Genomic DNA, 18854 nt, shown 5'->3' on the forward strand with positions numbered 1-18854 from the left:
TTCCTCGCGCCCGCTGTGCGGCGAGCGCGAGGCGGTGGACCCGGTCGCGGCGGTGGAGGAGGTGCTGCACGCCTTCGACCGGCAGATCCGCGGCGCCCACATCCGGGTCGACTGGCAGGCAGCGCCGGCGCCGGCGGTGATCAGCCATCGGGTGCTGTGCGCCCAGGTGCTCAACAGCGTGATCGCCAATGCCATCGAGGCCATGCCGCGGGGCGGGTCGCTGCGCATCCGCATCGCGCTCGATGCCCGGGTTCGAGCCAGCGACCCGCGGATCAAGCCGATCGTGATGACCGGCTATGGAACGTGGAGGACGCGGTGGCGGCGATAAAGGCCGGCTCCTACCACTACCTGACCAAGCCGGTGGTGCTGGCCGAGCTCAAGCTGCTGATCGACAAGGCGCTGGAGGCCCAGCGCCTGGAGCACACCTCGACCGCCGCCACCTCCGCCTCGATCCCGGTCGGCTGGCGGACGCGGCGGTAGTGCAGGGCCAGGGCAGGTCCGAACAGGGCGGTCAGCAGCACGCTGGCGCCTATGCTCGACAGGCCGAAAGCAATCGGCGAACTCGGATTGATCGGCTGTGGATTTCGGGTAGGCGGAGGACAGTGCTCGTTCAGTCAGTCGCGATAGAACACCTGCACCAGGTGATAGCCGAACTGCGACTTCACCGGGCCATGAATTTCACGCAGGGCCCTCTTGAAGATCACCTGGTCGATCGCCCGCACCATCTGCCCCGGGTGGACTTCGCCCTTGGCCAGACGCTGCTTCAGCCGTGCCGCTTCAGCCTCGCTGCCGAGCAGAATGTGGCGTGCCATCGCTTTAGCCATGAAGGAGTCCTCAACTTGGAAGTCTGCGCATTGTGCCAGATCGGAGGGGCTGGCTAGAGTGGCCTGGACCGGTTTGACAACCGCTTGATTTTGAACGACATACGCCTTGCGGATCTATTCCATGGATATTCAATCGATGCTGAGAGTCCTGGCTACCCAGGACGGTTCGGACCTTTACCTGTCCACCGGCGCGCCGCCCTGCGCGAAATTCAACGGCGTGCTCAAGGCGCTCTCCCAGGAGCCGCTGCAGTCGGGCGCCGTGGCGAAGATCGCCGAGGGCCTGATGGACGGCGAGCAGCGCATCGAGTTCGAGCGCGAGCTGGAAATGAACCTGGCGATCTCCCTGCCGAGCATCGGCCGCTTCCGCGTCAACATCTTCAAGCAGCGCAACGAGGTGTCCATCGTCGCCCGCAACATCAAGCTGGACATCCCGCGCTTCGAGGAGCTCAAGTTACCGAAGATCCTTCTTGACGTGGTGATGGAGAAGCGCGGCCTGGTGCTGTTCGTCGGCGGCACCGGCTCGGGCAAGTCGACCTCCCTGGCGGCGCTGATCGACTACCGCAACCGCAACAGTGGCGGGCACATCATCACCATCGAGGATCCGGTGGAATACGTGCACCGGCACAAGAAGTCGATCATCAACCAGCGTGAGGTCGGGGTGGACACCCGCAGCTTCCACGCTGCGCTGAAGAACACCTTGCGCCAGGCGCCGGACGTGATCCTGATCGGCGAGATCCGCGACCGCGAGACCATGGAGCACGCCCTGGCCTTCGCCGACACCGGCCACCTGGCGATCTCCACGCTGCATGCCAACAACGCCAACCAGGCGCTGGATCGCATCATCAACTTCTTCCCCGAGGAGCGCCGTCCGCAGCTGCTCAACGACCTGGGCAACAACCTCAAGGCCTTCGTCTCCCAGCGCCTGGTCAAGACCCAGGATGGCAAGCGCCGTGCCGCGGTGGAGGTGCTGCTCGGCACGCCGACGGTACGCGACCTGATCAAGCGCAGCGAGTTATCCGAAATCAAGGAGATCATGGAGAAGTCGCGCAACTTCGGCATGCAGACTTTCGACCAGGCGCTGATCGACCTGGTCAACGAGGGCGCCATCGGCGAGGAGGAGGCGCTAAAGAACGCCGACTCGGCGAACAACGTGCGCCTCAAGCTGAAGCTGCACCGCGACGGCGGGGTGGCCGGCGCCGACAAGGAGGGCGGGGAGAGCCCCTGGCAGGGGCTGAGCCTGGAAGTGCTGGAAGAGCCGGAGGAGGCCGGCAAGCTCTGAGTCGTTCAGGCGAGGCACCGTGCGGGCGCCTCGCCCTCATTCCGCCACTTGGGGGCAGGGACGCCCCGGCGAACCTCAGTACACCCAGATCTCCACCCGGCGATTCTTGATCCGTCCCTTCTCGCCGGTGTTGGCGGCCACCGGCAGAGCATCGCCGAGACCGACAATCTCGCGGAAGGTTGCACCGCCCCTGGCCAGTTCGCGCCGCACCGCCATCGCCCGCAGCTTCGATAGCAGGGTGCTGCGCCCCTGGTCGTCCTGCTTGGGATCGCCGAAGCCAACCAGCACCACCGAATTCTCCAGCTTGCCGTTTTCGCGCAGGTAGGCGAGCACGCGCTCGACATCGCGAAGAGCCTTGTTGTCGAGCAGGGCACTGCCTTCCTGGAAGCGGAAGTTCACCGACAGGCGCCGGGCTTCGCGGGCCAGTTGCAGGTAGCTTTGCGGCATGCCGTCGCGAGGTTCGACGCGTACCGCCTGCACCTTCTGGGCGATGAAGCCGCTCTGCGCGACCACCTCCTGGCCGCGTGGACTCTGGGCGAACTCCACCAGAGCCTTGACCCAGGGACCAGGCTGCTTGGGCGGGTTGTAGAGGAACAGGCGCCGCGACAGGGGGTAGTCCTCGGTAGCGACCAGGCTGGGCTCGGGCGGCATCGGCTGGGATTCGCCGGCGGAGATCGCCAGGGCCTTGGCCTTGCGCACATAAGGCAGACCGATGAAGCCGATGCCCGCCGGGTCCTGGCTCACCGAGCTGGACAGCTGGGTACTTGACTCGAAGCGCTTGGCGCCGGCGGCGAGGCTCTTGCCCTGAGGCTTGAGCACCAGTTCGTTGAAGGTGTCGAAGGTGCCGGATTGGGCGTCGCGGGCATACAGATGGATCGCTCCGCCGCGCCCGCCGAGTTCTTCCCAGGTCTTCACCTCGCCGGCGAACACTCGGGCCAGCTGTTCGAGGCTGAGGGCGCGCAGCGGGTTCTCCGGGTGGAGGATGACTGCCAGACCGTCGATGGCGATCACCTGTTCGGCCTCATGGCTGCGCATGTCACCCAGCGCCGCCAGCGCGGCAACCTCGCTGTCCTTGATCGGCCGCGAGGAGGCAGCGAGATCGGCGCTGCCGTTCTTAAGGGCGACGAAGCCGGTGCTGGAGCCGTGGGCGCTGATTTCCGCCAGCACCTGACGGCCCTGGGCATCCAGGCCGACGACCCGCTGCTCGTTCGCCGACATTCCATCCTCAACGCGGACCTCGCGCAGACCCTGCTGTTCGAATAGACCCACCAGCAGCGCCGGACCGAGTTCGGCGCCGATGGTGTTGGAGCCCTGGATGCGCAGCACGGGTGGCTGGCCAGCAGGTGTGGGCTGGGCTGCCGCTGCGCTCCACGGCAGGCTGGAGCAGAGCAGGGCGATCAGCAAGGAACGTGCAGGGTTTAGGGAAAGGCGGGCATGCAAAGGCAGGGCGCGCGACATGGGGGACACCTTCTTACTACAGGTGGGAGGGGGGTCGCGTGAGAATAAGTCCGTTTGATTGCACTTATGTGACGGTTTATCGACGGCGCAGGTCGCCGTGCACAGCTGTGAAGCCGGTCATGGTCCGCGGCGCTTCAGTCGAGCTCCAGCCAGACCGGCGCATGGTCGGAGGGCTTGTCCATGGCGCGCAGTTCGTAGTCCACATCGGCCCCGCGCAGGCGCGAGCGCAGGGCGCTGGAGGTCAGGATCAGGTCGATGCGCAGGCCGCGCCGGGGCTCGTCCTCGAAGCCATGGCTGCGGTAGTCGAACCAGCTGAAGCGGTCGCAGACCTCCGGATGCAGCTCACGGAAGCTGTCCTGCAGGCCCCAGCCCTTGAGCCTGGCCATCCATTCGCGCTCCTCCGGCAGGAAGCAGCACTTGCCGGTGCGCAGCCAGCGCCTGGCATTCTCCGAGCCGATGCCGATGTCGCTGTTCTCGGGCGCGATGTTGAAGTCGCCCATCAGCGCCAATGCCTGGTCGGGATCGAAGCGGCTTTCCAGCAGGGCCTGCAGGTCGGCGTAGAAGCGCGTCTTGGCGGGGAACTTCAGCGGATGGGCGCGGTTCTCGCCCTGCGGGAAGTAGCCGTTCATCACGGTGACCGGCTGCCCTGCGGCGTCGGCGTAGATGCCCCAGATGAAGCGCTTCTGCGAGTCCTCGCCGTCCTCGGGAAAGCCTTTCTGCACCTCCAGCGGCGGCTGCCGGGAGAGCAGGGCGACCCCGTAATGGCCCTTCTGTCCGTGGTAGTGCACGTGATAGCCCAGTGCCTCGATCTGCTCGAGCGGGAATTGCTCGTCGGCGACCTTGGTTTCCTGCAGGCCGATCACGTCCGGATGGTGCTTGTCGATGAGCGCCGAGAGCTGATGCAGACGGGCGCGCAGGCCGTTGATATTGAAGGAGACGATCTTCATGAAGGGCTGCCGGTTCGGATCGGGGGCCGCCATGCTAGGGCCTGTCATCAATTATTTCCACGATTGCATTGCCACCTGAAATCGGCCCTGAGTTTGCGCAGTGCTGCATTGTTCGTCGTTCAGTTGGAATGATCAAACCTCTATCCTCATGCAATCCACAGGGATGTGGTGAATGCAGCAAGCCCGCCGGGAGCTGGCGCTGCCTTGCCCTGCGCAAAATCAGGCTCCGTCGCAACGCGGGAATAATTGATGACAGGCCCTGGACGCCGTGGTGCCAGGCCAGTCGCCTGGCGGCAGCCGGGGGCCGATGCTAACGTGCAGGAAGGGGAAACGAACCGCGCCAGGAGGCCCTGCCCATGACCGCGCCTGCCGAAGTCCGGCTCATCGACGGGGGGTACTTGCGCGAGTCCTGCTCGTTGCTCTACCAGGCCTACCGCCACACGCCGACCTTCGCCTACCTGCTCGAGGCCGACCGGCCCGGCTACGAGCAACGGGTGCGCGCCACCGTGCGCGAGCTGCTGGTGCGCCACTTCGCCGATGACCTGCCGGCGCTCGGCTTGCTGCTCGGCGAGCGGCTGATCGGCGTGGCGTTGATTTCCCCGCCGCAGCGCCGGCTGGAGATCACCGAAAGCTGGAGCTGGCGGATGCGCATGCTGCTGACTGCCGGATTCCGCTGCACCCGGCGCTATCTGGACTACCACGAGGCGGTGATCGCCTGCCTGCCGTCGGGCACCTACCACATGCTGCCACTGCTCGGCGTGCGCCCGGAGTTCCAGGGCTGGCACTACGGCGAACAGCTGCTCGGGGCCCTGCACCGCTGGTGCGCCGGGGATTCCAACTCTCAGGGCATAGTGCTCGACACCGGCGATCCGCACTATCTGGACTTCCTCCACCGCCAGGGCTATCGGGAGATCGGCCAGGTCGAGCTGGGGCCGGTGCACGAGCACATTCTCATTCATCCCAACCCGCAGCCGCTGGTGGAGACGGGCGCCTGACCGTCAAGCACGTGCCTTGTAAACGCTTGGTAAGGGCGGTCGGAGCAGTCGAGCAGTCGTGCTAGCATCCGCGGCCATGAGAGTTTCTATTCATACAGGGACGTTCCTGGGCCTGCTGCTCTGCGGTTCTGCGGTGTTCGCCCAGGCCCGCCTGGAGGTGCGGGTCGAGCCGGACAAAGCCAGCCTCCGGAAAAATATCGAGGGTTACATCGGCGAACTCGGTGAACGGGACGAGCAGGCCCTGCGCCGTCTCGCCCCGGCCGCCGAGGATCAGGCCCGCAGCGCGGCCGAGGCGCTGGGCTACTACCACGCGGAGATTTCCAGCGAGGTCCGCCCCGGCGATCCGCCGACCCTCTCCCTGCGCGTGTCTCCCGGCGAGCCGGTGCGCCTGCGCCACGTGGAGATTCGCATCGAGGGGCCGGCGGCGCAGCTCGAGGCGTTCCGCGTGCCGCAAAGCTCCCGCCTCAAGCCCGGTACCCAGCTCAACCACGGCCGCTACGAGAGCGTCAAGAAGCTGATCCAGAACCAGGCGTCGCGCTTCGGCTTCTTCACCGGCCGCCTCACCCGCCAGCGCCTGTTCATCGACCCGGTCGCCGGCGTCGCCGACATCGAGCTGGTCTACGCCAGCGGGCCGCGCTACCGGTTGGGCGCGGTGGTCTTCCAGGGCGACACGCCATTCGACGAGGACTTCATGCAGCGCATGGTGCCCTTCGAGGCGGGTGAGCCTTACGACTCCGAGCTGATCGCCAGGCTGCAGCAGAACCTGCAGGGGCGCGGCTATTTCGAGGCTGTGCGAGTCGATGCCAGTCCGATCGGTGCCAGCAACGAGGTGATTCCGGTCGTCGTCCAGCTGCAGATGCGCAAGCCGCGCAGCTTCGGCCTGGGTCTGGGTTTTTCCACCGACGTCGGCCCGCGCGGCCGGGCCAACTGGACGCGCCACTGGGTCAATCCCCAGGGGCACAGCTATGGTGCGGAAATGGAGCTGTCGCAGCCGAAGCAGAACGTCGGCTTCTGGTACGACATTCCCCTCGACCCGCCGATGACCGACAAGCTGCGCTTCGTCGGCGGCTACCAGTACGAGGAGCTGGCCGACACCGACACCCTCAGCCGCCTGCTCAAGGTCGGCCCGGAGTGGCACCGCCGGCTGGACAACGGCTGGCAGCAGGTGTTCTCGCTGAAATGGCAGCGCGACGAGTTCCGCTTCGGCGACGACAGCGGCCTGAGCACCCTGCTGCTGCCGGGCGTGGCCTATTCCTACCTGCACAGCGATCATCCCCTTGATCCGAGCCGGGGCTATCGTCTGCAGGTGGAGATGGCCGTGGCGAGCGAGAGCCTGCTTTCGGATGCCAGCCTGATCCACAGCGCCGTCATGCTCAAGGGGTTGACCACCCTGGCGGGGCGGCACCGTCTGCTCGGCCGGTTGCAGCTCGGCGGCAACCTCACCGACGAATACATCACGGTGCCGCCGTCGCTGCGCTTCTTCGCCGGCGGCGACCAGAGCGTGCGTGGCTACGATTACCAGAAGCTGTCGCCGACCAACTCCGAGGGCGACCACATCGGTGGCCGCTACATGCTCGCCGGAAGCCTGGAATACCAGTATTCGCTGACGGACAAATGGCGTATCGCCACCTTCGTCGACCAGGGCAATGCCTTCAACTCGCTGTCTTCGCCTGCTCTCAAGACCGGTTTGGGCTTCGGCGTGCGCTGGGTGTCACCGGTCGGCCCGCTGCGCGTGGACCTGGCCCATGGCGTCGACGACGGCAGTTTTCGCCTGCACTTCTCCATGGGGCCGGAATTATGAAAAGCCTGAGGCTTGGGCTGTATGGCCTGCTGCTGGTATTGGCGCTGGCACTGGTTGCAATGTCGATACTGCTAGGTAGTAGCGCCGGCAGCCGCTGGCTGCTCGGGCGGGTGCCGGGACTGCAGGTGGAGGACTTCTCCGGGCGCCTCGCCGGTGCCTGGCAGGCCGGACGGCTGAGCTGGCGGCAGGGAGAGAGCGGCGTCGAGCTGAGCGATGTCGAATTCGCCTGGCGTCCTGCCTGCCTGCTGGACCTGACCCTCTGTGTGGATCGGCTGGTCGCCGCGCAGGCAAGCCTGGAATTGCCGCCGGGCAAAGAAGGAGAGGAGGCGGATGGCCCGCTGCAGCTGCCGGAGCTGAAATTGCCGCTGCAGATCCGCCTCGGCGAGGCGCGGGTCGGCCGTCTCCTGCTGAACGGCAGCGAACAGGCACAGAACCTGCAGCTGGCGGCGCACTGGACTGCCGAGGGTCTGCGCATCGACGCGCTCAAGGCCCGCCGCGACGACCTGGCGCTGGACCTGCAGGGCCGGCTTGTGCCCACTGCCGGCTGGCTGCTAACGGCGAGCGGCAGCTTGCGCCTGCCGGCGCCGGGTGGCCAGCCCTGGGAGCTGACCCTGCAGGTGGAAGGCGATCTGCAGGACAGCCTGAGGCTGCAGGCCGACAGCCAGGGCTACCTGGCAGGAAGGCTGAGCGGCGCCATCCGGCCGCTCGCCGAGGATGTCCCGGCCAGCCTGAAGCTGACCGCCGACGGCTTCAAGGCGGCTGCCGAGCTGCCGGATACCTTGCGTCTGGAGCGGCTTGAGCTCAGCCTGGATGGAGACCTGCAGGAAGGCTACGCGGTGCAGGGCGATGCCAGCCTGCCGGGCGAAGGCGGCGCCGTGGCGCTGGCCGTGCAGGGGCGGGTGACTGCCGAAGGCGCGGAACTCGCGATGCTCAGGCTGGATGCCGGCGGCGAGCAGCGTGTCGAGCTGGCCGGTCGTCTGGAGTGGCGTGAGGAGCTGGCCGGCGAGCTGCGCATCGACTGGCGGGACTTCCCCTGGCGGCGGCTCTATCCGGCCATCGCGGAGCCGGCGGTGACCCTCAGGCGCCTCACCGGCGAGCTGTCTTACCGCGCCGGCGGTTATCTCGGGAATTTCGACGCTGCCCTGCAGGGGCCGGCCGGCCCCTTCACCCTGGCCAGCCCGATGAGCGGCGATTTCACCCAGCTCCACCTACCGCAGCTGCGGCTGGTCGCCGGCCAGGGCCGGGCGCAGGGGGGACTCGGCCTGCGTTTCGCCGACGGCATCGGCTGGAACGCCGACCTGCAGCTGAGCGGCCTCGACCCTGCCTACTGGCTCGCCGAGCTGGCCGGTAGCCTCGGCGGCCCGCTGAAGAGCCAGGGCCAGTTCCGCGACGGTCGCCTGCAGCTGGACGCCGCCGTCGATCTGGCCGGCCAGCTGCGCGGCCAGCGGGCGCGCTTTCTGCTCGAGGCGAAGGGCGCGGACGGCGCCTGGGATCTGGCGCAGCTCGACCTGGCGCTCGGCGACAACCGCATCCAGGGCAGCGGCCAGCTCGACGAGCGCCTCAGGGGCCGGCTGGAGCTGGCCTTGCCGCAGCTGGGCCAGCTCTGGCCGGGCCTGCAGGGCAGCATCGACGGGCGTCTCGAGCTCGCCGGCACGCTGGCGGCGCCGCAGGGCAAGGTGGATCTCGCCGGCCGCCGGCTGCGCCTGGGCGAGCAGCGCCTGGACAGCCTGACGCTGACCGGCAGCCTCGACGCCGCCCAGCGCGGCCGTGTGGCGCTGAGCGGCGACGGCATCCAGCTCGGTGACACCCGGTTGGGCCGGCTCCAGGCGCTGGGGCAGGGCGATCGGCGCACGCAGACGCTGACCCTCGACCTCGACGGCCCACAGCTGGAGCTGGCGCTGGCCCTCGACGGCCGCCTGGAGGAGCTGGCGGAGGGCTGGAACTGGCGTGGTCGGCTGAACCGCGGCGAAGTACGCAGCGGCGGCCAGGATTGGCGCCTGCAGGGGCCGGCGCGCCTCGAGCGCCTGGCCGACGGCCGCCTGAACCTCGGTGCGCACTGCTGGCGCTCCGGCTCGGCGAGCCTCTGCGGCGAGGACCAGCGGCTGCTGCCGGAGCCTCGTCTGAACTACCGGCTGCGCGATTTCCCGCTGGACAGCCTGGCCGCCTGGTGGCCGCAGGACTTCGCCTGGCAGGGCCGGCTGAACGGCGAGCTGCAGCTCGACCTGCCGGCCGCCGGACCCAGCGGACAGATCCGCCTGGACGCCGGCGACGGCGTGCTGCGCCTGCGCCAAAAGGGCCGCTGGCAGGACTTCCCCTACCGCGAGCTGGTCCTCGACAGCCGCCTGCAGCCGCGGCGCATCGACACCCGGCTGGCCTTCGCCGGGCCGCAGCTGGGTGAACTGGACGTTGAGGCGCAGATCGACCCGCGTGGCAAGGACAAGCCGCTCTCCGGCCGCTTCGCCCTGCGCGGGCTGGAGCTGGGAGTGCTGCGTCCCTTCGCCGGCCCGGTCGAGGAGCTGGACGGCACACTCGACGGCAGCGGCACGCTGCGTGGCACCCTGCTGCAGCCGCAGGTCGACGGCCGTCTCGAGCTGCGCGGCGGGCTGGTTGCCGGCCGCGATCTGCCGACCCGCATCGAGGACCTCGCGCTGCAGGCGCAGATCGTTGGCGACAGCCTGCGGCTGAGCGGCAGCTGGCGCAGCGGCGAGCACGGCCGGGGCAACCTGGACGGCACCCTGGACTGGCGCCAGGCGCTGGATCTGGACCTGCACATCCGTGGCAGCCGCCTGCCGGTGACCATCCAGCCCTATGCCGAGCTGGAGGTGGCGCCGGACCTGCAGGTGCGCCTGGCCGGGAGCGCTGCCGATCGGCAGCTGGCCCTGAGCGGCAAACTGGGGGTGCCGCGCGGGGCGATCACCCTGCGCGAACTGCCGGCCTCGACCGTCCGGGTCTCCGAGGATGCGGTGGTGGCCGGCCGCGAGGTCAAGCCCCACCGGCAGCTGGCCATGCAGATGGACATCGACGTCGAAGTTGGCAAGGACAAACTGACCTTCAGTGGTTTCGGCCTGAGCGCCGATCTGACCGGCCACCTGCACATCGGCGACAACCTGGACACCCGCGGCGAGCTGAGCCTGAGCAACGGCCGCTACCGCGCCTACGGCCAGCGCCTGGACATCCGCCGGGCGCGCCTGCTGTTCATCGGCCCGATCGACCAGCCCTACCTGGACATCGAGGCGATCCGCAGGGTCGACGACGTGGTGGCCGGCCTGAGGGTCGGCGGCAACGTCCTGGAGCCGCGTACCGACGTGTTCTCCGAGCCGGCGATGAGTCAGGAGCAGGCGCTGTCCTATCTGCTGCTGGGCCGGGCGCCGGGCGGCAGCGACGGCGGCGACAGCAACCTGCTGGCCCGCGCCGCGCTCGGCCTCGGCCTGGCCGGCAGCTCCTCGATCACCGGTAGCCTGGCGGAAAATCTCGGTATCGAGGAGTTCGAGCTGGGCACCCAGGGCAGCGGCACGGAAACCAGCGTGGTGGCCAGCGGCAAGCTGTCCGAGCGCCTCAGCCTGATCTACGGGGTTGGCGTATTCGAGCCGCTGAACAGCATCACCCTGCGCTACCAACTGACCCGGCGGGTCTTTCTCGAAGCGGCCAGCGGCCTGGCCAGCTCGCTGGACATCTTCTACAAGCGGGATTTCTGAGGGGCGGACCTCGGCGACATGGATCACCAGCATTGACTGGGGCAAGGATGGCCCCGGTCATGCCCGCCGCAAGAGCTCGCTCACTGCCCGGCGAAATACTCCCGGGTCAGTTTGAGCACCACCGGGCTCAGAAGGAGCAGCGCGATCAGATTGGGGATCGCCATCAGACCGTTGAGGATGTCGGCCACCAGCCAGGCGAAGTCCAGCTGGGCGATGGAGCCGAAGGGGATCGCCGCGACCCAGACCAGACGAAACGGCAGGATCGCCCGGATGCCGAGGAGGAACTCCCAGCATTTCTCGCCGTAGAAGCTCCAGCCGAGGATGGTGGTGTAGGCGAAGACCTCCAGGGCCAGGCTGAGAATCGCTCCGCCGAAGCCGGGCATGGCCGACTCGAAGGCCGCCGCGGAAAGAGCCGCGCCGCTCTTGCCGCTGGTCCTGACGCCGGAATAGAGGATCGCCAGTCCGGTCAGCGTGCAGACGACGAGGGTGTCGATGAAAGTGCCGAGCATTCCGAGCAGCCCGGAGCGCACCGAACTGGTGGTGGTGTCGGCGGCCTGGGCGATACCGGCAGTGCCGAGACCCGCCTCGTTGGAGAAGATGCCGCGGGCGACTCCATAGCGCAGCGCCGCCATCACCGCCGCGCCGGCGAAGTCGCCACTGACCGCCGACAGGCTGCCGTCCTGGTATAGCTTGCGCCAGTGGAACAGCTGGTTGGGGTTGACCCCGTTGCGTCGGGCCACGACCGAGACGCTTTGTCCCGACTCCAGACTCTCGCGCACCATGGCCAGTTTCTCCGCGGCGCTCCAGCGGCGACGCCGCTCCCGACCAAGGATTTCGATGGATTCGTCTTTGCTGGTAGTCATAAACCCAGTCGTTTGCCCATCCCTTATGGTAAGGGGGGAAACACTGTCCTATGTTTCAGGGGGCTTGTTCAATGACGTCGAATATACCGTTTCCGAATATGTTGGGATCATCTCAAGCCGCCGCGGTTACCCATGCAACGCTTGACAGGGAGACAAGCACCATGACTACCAGCAGCAACATCGCTCCAGCCGCGGACCGTGAGCTTGCGCTGACACGCCTCATCAAGGCTCCTCGCGCGAAGGTCTACAGGGCATGGACCGAGCCCGAACTTCTCAAGCAGTGGTTCGCACCTCTGCCCTGGACGACGCCCGTGGTCGAGAACGATGTTCGCCCGGGGGGCGAGAGCCTGATGATCATGCGTAGCCCCGATGGCTCGGAGTTTCCGAGCCGTGGGGTCTATCTCGAGGTCGTCGAGAATGAGCGACTGGTGTTCACCGACGCTTATGTGAAGGCGTGGGAGCCGTCGGAAAAGCCGTTCATGACAGTAGTCGTGACCTTCGAGGACGAAGGAAACGCCACGCGCTACACGGCACGGGTCCGCCACTGGAGCCTTGCCGACCGCGAGGCGCACGAGAGGATGGGCTTTTACGAAGGCTGGGGGCAGTGCGCCGATCAGCTTGCCGCGCTGGCCGAGAGGCTTTGATGGTGGAACTGGGCCGCCCCTGATCGGGCAGGGTCAGTCCCGCCATCGAGCGGAGCCAGGGCATCGCTCGTGTCGGGGCAGCCACCGGCGATGCGATGGCTCACGGTGAAAGCTTCTGGCCAGGCATGGGAGCGAGGCGAGTATTGCCGAAAATCATTCGTGTCGGCGAATTTCCAGGACTCTGTCCCGTCCGCCTTCGGCCAGGAGGTAGGTGTCCGCACCGGTTGAGAGGAGGGCCTGAGGGGCTCGCAGGTGCGAGAGCACCACTTCGAGGCGGCCTTGCGGGGTCAGCAGGAGCAGCCGCGCCAAGTGGGTTGCGTCCTCGCTGATCCAGAGTCCACGCGCGTCGCATTTCAGGAAGCTGGGTTCGTTCAGCTGACCGAGGTGTATGGGGTCGTTGCCGTCGTCGGCGAGTCGTCTGACGATCCCCTTGGCCTTTTCCGTGTAGAACTTGCTGCCGTCCGGGCAGGTGGCGATGGATTCGGCTTCGTCGAGTTCGGCGCGCAGGATACTGACTTCCCGAGTGCTTGCGTCGTATCGAAGAAGCCGGCCATTCTTCTTGCGATCCTCGATGGCATACAGATATTGGCCGTCGGCTTCGAGGCCCTGCACGTTGGTGCCTTCGAACAGGGAGTGGACCTGCCCCTGGAACAGCCACTGGACCGGATGCGTACCGCCTTCCTGGCTGAAGGCGATCCCACCTTGGAAGTGGACCAGCCCGTCGGGCTTGCTCAGGCCGGAGAGCAGCACGCTGCGTTTGCCCTCGTTGTCGATGCTAAGGATTCTGCCCCGGCTGTCCTTGAGTTCTTCGGCGGCCAACAGGTTGCCCTGATCATCCTGCAGCAGAGCGCTCGCCTTGACGATTCGCGAATGGGCGACCTTGTAGTGCCAAGGGCTGGCTGCACTGACGGGATAGAAGTGCTGCCAGGCCATGAAGCCCAGCAGGGCAAGGAGGAGGGAAAGCGTCGCCAGAAGAGCGACCTTGATGAAGGGCGGCAAAGAGGGCTTGCGCAGGAGTGCGATGATGGGCAGATCGGGCATGGATGTCGGCTCGTTGGTTCGGGCAGGGTCCGGTGCAGTCGCATCCTATCCAGCCTGGCGGGGAAACTACATGAAATCGGTACCCGACAATTGTGTCATTTTGATTCATCCTTTCTGCTGGTTGCATCACTCTGGCAGTGTTGCATCACTCTGGCAGTAATGCCGCCAGCAGCAGGAGCCTACCGAAGTGATCGGGCGGCAATTGCCGTCTGACACGGTAGGAGTCCCCATCCTTTGCGCTTGGCGGCGAGCGAAGCGAGAGGGCGGGGAGGATGGCAATAGCTGCGTGAATCGTTACGATCCATGACTCGCATGCAGCTCATCCGCACGTTGGCGGGTTGGCATCCGGATCTCTCCGATTACCAAAACCTCACCTCGGCCTATTGAATCGTGCTCAAATCCCTGGGACGGCGCTATCGGGAACTGCACGATGAGAGCGCGGATCTGGACACCATATGCATTCGGAAGCCAGCTTCGCCGCACTGTATGGCGTCAGCCCTGTCCCCGCGTCCTCGGGAAAGGTCACCCGACATCGCCTCAACCGCGGTGGCGACCGTGCTGCCAATAGCGCACTGCATCTCATCGCCATCGGCTGGCTGTGCACGGATCCTCGAGCGAAAGCTTTCATCGGCAAGCGCATTAACGAAGGCCGCTCCAAGCTCGAGGCCATACGTTGCCGCAAGCGCTACATCGCCGCGAGGTCTACCACGTCGTACCACAGTGGAACCGCCAGAGTGGCCAGGTCCAAGTTGCTGCTTGACATTTAGAAGAGTGTTAGGCGATTGCGGAAAATTAACGTAAAAGACCCGTAAAGGCCCTTTGCTTGGTCGAGGCGACTACTTATCGTTCAGCCTCCCTTGAAAGTGGTTGTCCGTCATGTCCGAGTCGAACCTGAATGCTCCTTCTCCCGCTCCCCGCCGCCGCTGGCTCTACGGGGTGCTGGTGGTGCTCGTTGTCGGCGCGCTTGTCGCCTGGTGGCAGTGGCCCGCGTTTTCCGGCGCCAGGGGCCCGGCCGGTCCGGCGGCGGGCGTTCCGAGAATGGGGCGGACAGGCGGGCCGGGCGGTCCCTTCGGCGGGCCGGTGCCGGTGCGCGTGGGCGAGGTGAGGCAGGGCGATTTCCCGGTCGAGCTCAAGGCGCTGGGCACGGTCACCGCCTACAACACGGTGAACGTGCGTTCGCGGGTGGACGGCGAGCTGGTCAAGGTGCTGTACCGCGAGGGGCAGCAGGTCAAGGCCGGCGACCTGCTGGCGGTGATCGACCCGCGCCTCTACCAGGCGGCGCTGAAGCAGGCCGAGGGCACCCTGCAGCAGAACCGCGCGCAGCTGCGCAACGCCGAGATCGACCTGGCCCGCTACAAGACCCTGTACGCCGAGGACTCCGTCGCCAAGCAGACCCTCGACACCCAGGAGGCGCTGGTCGCGCAGTACCAGGGCACGGTCCGCTCCAACCTGGCGGCGGTCGAGGAGGCCAAGGTGAACCTGGAGTACACTCAGATACGCGCACCCATCGCCGGGCGCCTCGGCCTGCGTCAGGTGGACGCCGGCAACCTGGTCAGCAGCGGCGACACCACGCCGCTGGTGACCATCACCCAGACCCTGCCGATCACGGTCAGCTTCACCCTGCCCGAGGGCGAGCTGCCGCAGGTGCTGGAGCAGCTGCACGCAGGCCAGCGCCTGCCGGTGGAGGCCTGGGACCGCAGCGAGCGCAACCGTCTGGCCACGGGCGAGCTGGAAAGCCTGGACAACCAGATCGACCTGACCACCGGCACCGTGCGCCTCAAGGCGCGCTTCGAGAATGCCGAGCAGCGCCTGTTCCCCAACCAGTTCGTCAACGTCCGGCTGCGCGTGACCACCCGCCGTCAGGCTCTGCTGGCGCCGGCGGCGGCGCTGCAGTTCGGCTCCAGGGGCACCTTCGTCTACCTGGTCGGCAGCGATGGCACGGTGCAGCTGCGCTATGTGACGGCCGGTCCCGGCGACGGCACCACGACCCTGATCGAGGAGGGCCTGAGCGTCGGCGAGCGGCTGGTGCTGGAGGGCACCGACCGCCTGCGCGACGGCGCCAAGGTCGAGGTGATCGACGACAGCCGCCAGGCCAACGGCGAAGTGCCCAAACCCGCACCGGCCGCTCGGCCGCAGGCAGCGAAGCCCGACGCATGAATATCTCGCGCCCCTTCATTCACCGTCCGGTCGCCACCACCCTGATCATGCTGGCGATCTTCCTCTGCGGAGTGATCGCTTACCGCCTGCTGCCGGTTTCCGCGCTACCCGAGGTGGACTATCCGACCATCCGCGTGATGACCCTCTATCCCGGTGCCAGCCCGGAGGTGATGACCAGCGCGGTGACCGCCCCGCTGGAGCGCCAGTTCGGGCAGATGCCGGGCCTCAAACAGATGTCCTCGACCAGTTCCGGCGGCGCCTCGGTAATCACCCTGCGCTTTAGCCTGGAGGTGAACCTGGATGTCGCCGAGCAGGAGGTGCAGGCGGCGATCAATGCGGCCAGCAACCTGCTGCCCGGAGACCTGCCGACGCCGCCGGTATACAACAAGGTCAACCCGGCCGACATTCCGGTGATGACCCTGGCGGTCACCTCGGCGACTATGCTGCTGCCGGAGATCAACGACCTGGTGGACACCCGCATGGCGCAGAAGCTGGCGCAGATCAGCGGCGTCGGCATGGTCAGCCTGGCTGGCGGCCAGCGCCCGGCGGTGCGCATCAAGGTCGATCCGCAGGCACTGGCCACCTATGGCCTGAACTTGTCCGACGTGCGCTCGCTGATTACCGCCTCCAACGTCAACCAGCCCAAGGGCAACTTCGATGGCCCGACCCGGGTGTCCCAGCTCGACGCCAACGATCAGCTGAAGTCCGCCGCCGAATACCGCGACCTGATCCTCGCCCACCAGAACGGCGCCACCCTGCGTCTCAAGGATGTCGCGCGGATCGTCGACGGCACCGAGAACGAGCGCCTGGCCGCCTGGGCCAACCGCAACGCAGCGGTGCTGGTGAACATCCAGCGTCAGCCGGGGGCCAACGTCATCGAGGTGGTCGAGCGCATCCAGGCGCTGCTGCCGCAGATCTCCGCGACCCTGCCGGCCAGCCTCGAGGTGATCCAGCTCACCGACCGCACCCAGACGATCCGCGCCGCGGTGCGCAACGTGCAGTTCGAGCTGGTGCTGGCGGTGGGCCTGGTGGTGCTGGTGACCTTCGTCTTCCTGCGCAAGTTGTCGGCCACGCTGATCCCGTCGATCGCCGTGCCGCTGTCGCTGATCGGCACCTTCGGGGTGATGTACCTGGCCGGTTTCTCCATCAACAACCTGACGCTGATGGCGCTGACCGTCGCCGCCGGCTTCGTGGTGGACGATGCCATCGTCATGCTGGAGAACATCGCCCGCCACCTGGAGGAGGGCGCGATGCCGCTCGAGGCCGCCCTCAAGGGGGCGAAGCAGATCGGCTTCACCCTGATCTCGCTGACCTTCTCGCTGATCGCCGTGCTGATCCCGCTGCTGTTCATGGCCGACGTGGTCGGTCGGCTGTTCCGCGAGTTCGCCATCACCCTGGCGGTGGCCATCCTGATCTCCCTGCTGGTCTCGCTGACGCTGACGCCGATGATGTGCGCGCTGTTCCTCAAGCACGAGCAGAAGGAGCAGCAGAGCCGCTTCTACCGCGCCAGCGGCGCCTGGATCGACGGGCTGATCGCCCGCTACGACATCGGCCTGCACTGGGTGCTGCGCCACCAGGCGCTGACCCTGCTGATCGCCGTGGCCACCCTCGGTCTCACCGTGGTGCTCTACCAGGCGGTGCCCAAGGGCTTCTTCCCCGTTCAGGATACCGGGGTGATCCAGGGGATCTCCGAGGCGCCGCAGAGCATTTCCTTCCGCGCCATGAGCGAGCGCCAGCAGCGCCTGGCCGAGGTCATCCTGCAGGACCCGGCGGTGGCCAGCCTGTCCTCCTACATCGGCGTGGACGGCGACAACGTCACCCTCAACAGCGGGCGTCTGCTGATCAACCTCAGGCCCCACGCCGAGCGGGAGGTCACCGCCAGCCAGGTGATCGAGCGGCTGCGCCCGCTGCTGGCGGCGGTGCCGGGTATCCAGCTGTTCCTCCAGCCGGTGCAGGATTTGACCATTGAGGACCGGGTCAGCCGCACCCAGTTCCAGTTCAGCCTGGAGTCGCCGGACGGCGCGCTGCTGGAGGAGTGGACGCCGAGGCTGGTCGAGGCGCTGACCGAGCTGCCGGAGCTGAGCGACGTGGCCAGTGACCTGCAGACCCGAGGTCTGCAGGTCTACCTGAACATCGACCGCGATGCCGCTTCGCGCCTCGGGGTGACTGTCGCCAACATCGACGATGCACTCTACGACGCCTTCGGCCAGCGGCAGATCTCGACCATTTACACCCAGGCCAGCCAGTACCGGGTGGTGCTGGAAAGCCGGGCCGTCGACGGCCTCGGTCCGGCGGCGCTGGACGAGGTGCACGTGGCCAGCGCCGGAGGTGGCCAGGTGCGGCTGTCCTCCCTGGCGCGCGTCGAGGAGCGGGCGGCGGCGCTTCTGATCAATCACATCGGCCAGTTCCCCGCGGTGACCCTGTCGTTCAATCTGGCGCCGGGCGTCTCGCTCGGCGAGGCGGTGGCGGCGATCGAGCGGGTGCAGCAGGAGATCGGCCTGCCCGGCGGCATCGAGAGCCGCTTCCAGGGCGCCGCCGAGGCGTTCCGCGCCTCGCTGTCGAGCACCCTGCTGCTGATCCTCGCGGCCATTGTCACCATGTACATCGTGCTCGGCGTGCTCTACGAGAGCTATATCCACCCGATCACCATCCTCTCCACGCTGCCCTCCGCCGCGGTGGGGGCGCTGCTGGCGCTGCTGCTCTCCGGCAACGACCTGGGGCTGATTGCGATTATCGGCATCATCCTCCTGATCGGCATCGTCAAGAAGAACGCGATCATGATGATCGACTTCGCCCTGGAGGCCGAGCGCCATCAGGGCATGGAGCCGCAGGCGGCGATCCATCAGGCGGCGCTGCTGCGCTTCCGACCGATCCTGATGACCACCCTGGCCGCGCTGTTCGGCGCCATCCCACTGATGCTCGCCACGGGCTCCGGCGCCGAACTGCGCCAGCCGCTGGGCCTGGTGCTGGTCGGCGGCCTGCTGCTCAGCCAGTTGCTGACCCTGTTCACCACGCCGGTGATCTACCTCGGCTTCGACCGCCTGTCGCGGCGCTTCATGGGCCGCAGCGCGGCGGGGGTGGCGGTATGAGCCTTCCCCTCACCCTGACCCTCTCCCCGGAGGGGAGAGGGGATGTCCGCAGCACTCTCTC

At 67.1% G+C, this 18854-nt stretch carries 12 protein-coding genes and 2 pseudogenes; 9 read left to right on the top strand and 5 right to left on the bottom strand.

The annotated features are described in order from the left end of the window. Positions 1-256: 256 nt before the first annotated feature. A pseudogene (locus ACYVD0_RS22895) lies at positions 257-426 on the top strand (sigma-54-dependent transcriptional regulator); the annotation flags it as partial. A gap of 188 nt (positions 427-614) precedes the next feature. Here ACYVD0_RS22895 and ACYVD0_RS22900 read toward each other — a convergent pair. Then, complete coding sequence (locus tag ACYVD0_RS22900) at positions 615-824, bottom strand: peptidylprolyl isomerase (protein WP_460428933.1); 210 nt, start codon at positions 822-824, stop codon at positions 615-617. Between the two features lie 121 nt (positions 825-945). On the opposite strand from ACYVD0_RS22900, the gene ACYVD0_RS22905 reads away from it, so the two are divergent. Next, positions 946-2103 carry a PilT/PilU family type 4a pilus ATPase gene (locus ACYVD0_RS22905; RefSeq protein WP_460428934.1) on the top strand — a complete coding sequence of 386 codons (1158 nt, stop codon included), beginning with the start codon at positions 946-948 and terminating at the stop codon, positions 2101-2103. 75 nt (positions 2104-2178) lie between these two features. On the opposite strand, the gene ACYVD0_RS22910 is transcribed toward ACYVD0_RS22905, so the two are convergent. Further along, entirely contained in the window at positions 2179-3561 is a 1383-nt protein-coding gene (locus tag ACYVD0_RS22910) for a substrate-binding domain-containing protein (RefSeq protein ID WP_460428935.1), read from the bottom strand. A 134-nt stretch (positions 3562-3695) separates the two neighbouring features. Further along, positions 3696-4508, bottom strand: coding sequence for an exodeoxyribonuclease III (gene xthA, locus ACYVD0_RS22915; RefSeq protein WP_460428958.1), 813 nt, complete (start codon positions 4506-4508; stop codon positions 3696-3698). A 356-nt stretch (positions 4509-4864) separates the two neighbouring features. On the opposite strand from xthA, the gene ACYVD0_RS22920 reads away from it, so the two are divergent. The 3 genes from ACYVD0_RS22920 (at position 4865) to ACYVD0_RS22930 (ending at position 10999) form a co-directional block, all read left to right on the top strand. Then, positions 4865-5503, top strand: coding sequence for a GNAT family N-acetyltransferase (locus ACYVD0_RS22920; RefSeq protein ID WP_460428936.1), 639 nt, complete (start codon positions 4865-4867; stop codon positions 5501-5503). A gap of 76 nt (positions 5504-5579) precedes the next feature. Beyond that, positions 5580-7304 carry an autotransporter assembly complex protein TamA gene (locus ACYVD0_RS22925; RefSeq protein WP_460428937.1) on the top strand — a complete coding sequence of 575 codons (1725 nt, stop codon included), beginning with the start codon at positions 5580-5582 and terminating at the stop codon, positions 7302-7304. Then, positions 7301-10999, top strand: a complete 3699-nt coding sequence (locus ACYVD0_RS22930; protein ID WP_460428938.1) for a translocation/assembly module TamB domain-containing protein — start codon at positions 7301-7303, stop codon at positions 10997-10999. The genes ACYVD0_RS22925 and ACYVD0_RS22930 overlap by 4 nt, the downstream gene beginning before the upstream one ends. An 80-nt stretch (positions 11000-11079) precedes the next feature. On the opposite strand, the gene ACYVD0_RS22935 is transcribed toward ACYVD0_RS22930, so the two are convergent. Continuing rightward, on the bottom strand, positions 11080-11838 hold the full coding sequence (locus ACYVD0_RS22935) for an alanine:cation symporter family protein (RefSeq protein WP_460428959.1): 759 nt from the start codon (positions 11836-11838) through the stop codon (positions 11080-11082). Between the two features lie 185 nt (positions 11839-12023). Between ACYVD0_RS22935 and ACYVD0_RS22940 the strand changes: the two genes are divergently transcribed. Next, positions 12024-12506 carry an SRPBCC family protein gene (locus tag ACYVD0_RS22940; protein ID WP_460428939.1) on the top strand — a complete coding sequence of 161 codons (483 nt, stop codon included), beginning with the start codon at positions 12024-12026 and terminating at the stop codon, positions 12504-12506. Positions 12507-12659: 153 nt separating this feature from the next. On the opposite strand, the gene ACYVD0_RS22945 is transcribed toward ACYVD0_RS22940, so the two are convergent. After that, on the bottom strand, positions 12660-13547 hold the full coding sequence (locus tag ACYVD0_RS22945) for an SMP-30/gluconolactonase/LRE family protein (protein ID WP_460428940.1): 888 nt from the start codon (positions 13545-13547) through the stop codon (positions 12660-12662). Between the two features lie 282 nt (positions 13548-13829). Between ACYVD0_RS22945 and ACYVD0_RS22950 the strand changes: the two are divergent. The 3 genes and pseudogenes from ACYVD0_RS22950 to ACYVD0_RS22960 all read left to right on the top strand — a co-directional run. Beyond that, positions 13830-14307, top strand: a pseudogene (locus tag ACYVD0_RS22950) (transposase); the annotation flags it as partial. 116 nt (positions 14308-14423) lie between these two features. Next, positions 14424-15704 carry an MdtA/MuxA family multidrug efflux RND transporter periplasmic adaptor subunit gene (locus ACYVD0_RS22955; protein WP_460428941.1) on the top strand — a complete coding sequence of 427 codons (1281 nt, stop codon included), beginning with the start codon at positions 14424-14426 and terminating at the stop codon, positions 15702-15704. Beyond that, positions 15701-18793: an MdtB/MuxB family multidrug efflux RND transporter permease subunit gene (locus ACYVD0_RS22960; protein WP_460428942.1), complete on the top strand. Its 3093-nt coding sequence runs from the start codon at positions 15701-15703 to the stop codon at positions 18791-18793. Before ACYVD0_RS22955 ends, ACYVD0_RS22960 begins: the two co-directional genes overlap by 4 nt. Positions 18794-18854 lie beyond the last annotated feature (61 nt).

This window comes from Azotobacter armeniacus (genome assembly GCF_054779355.1).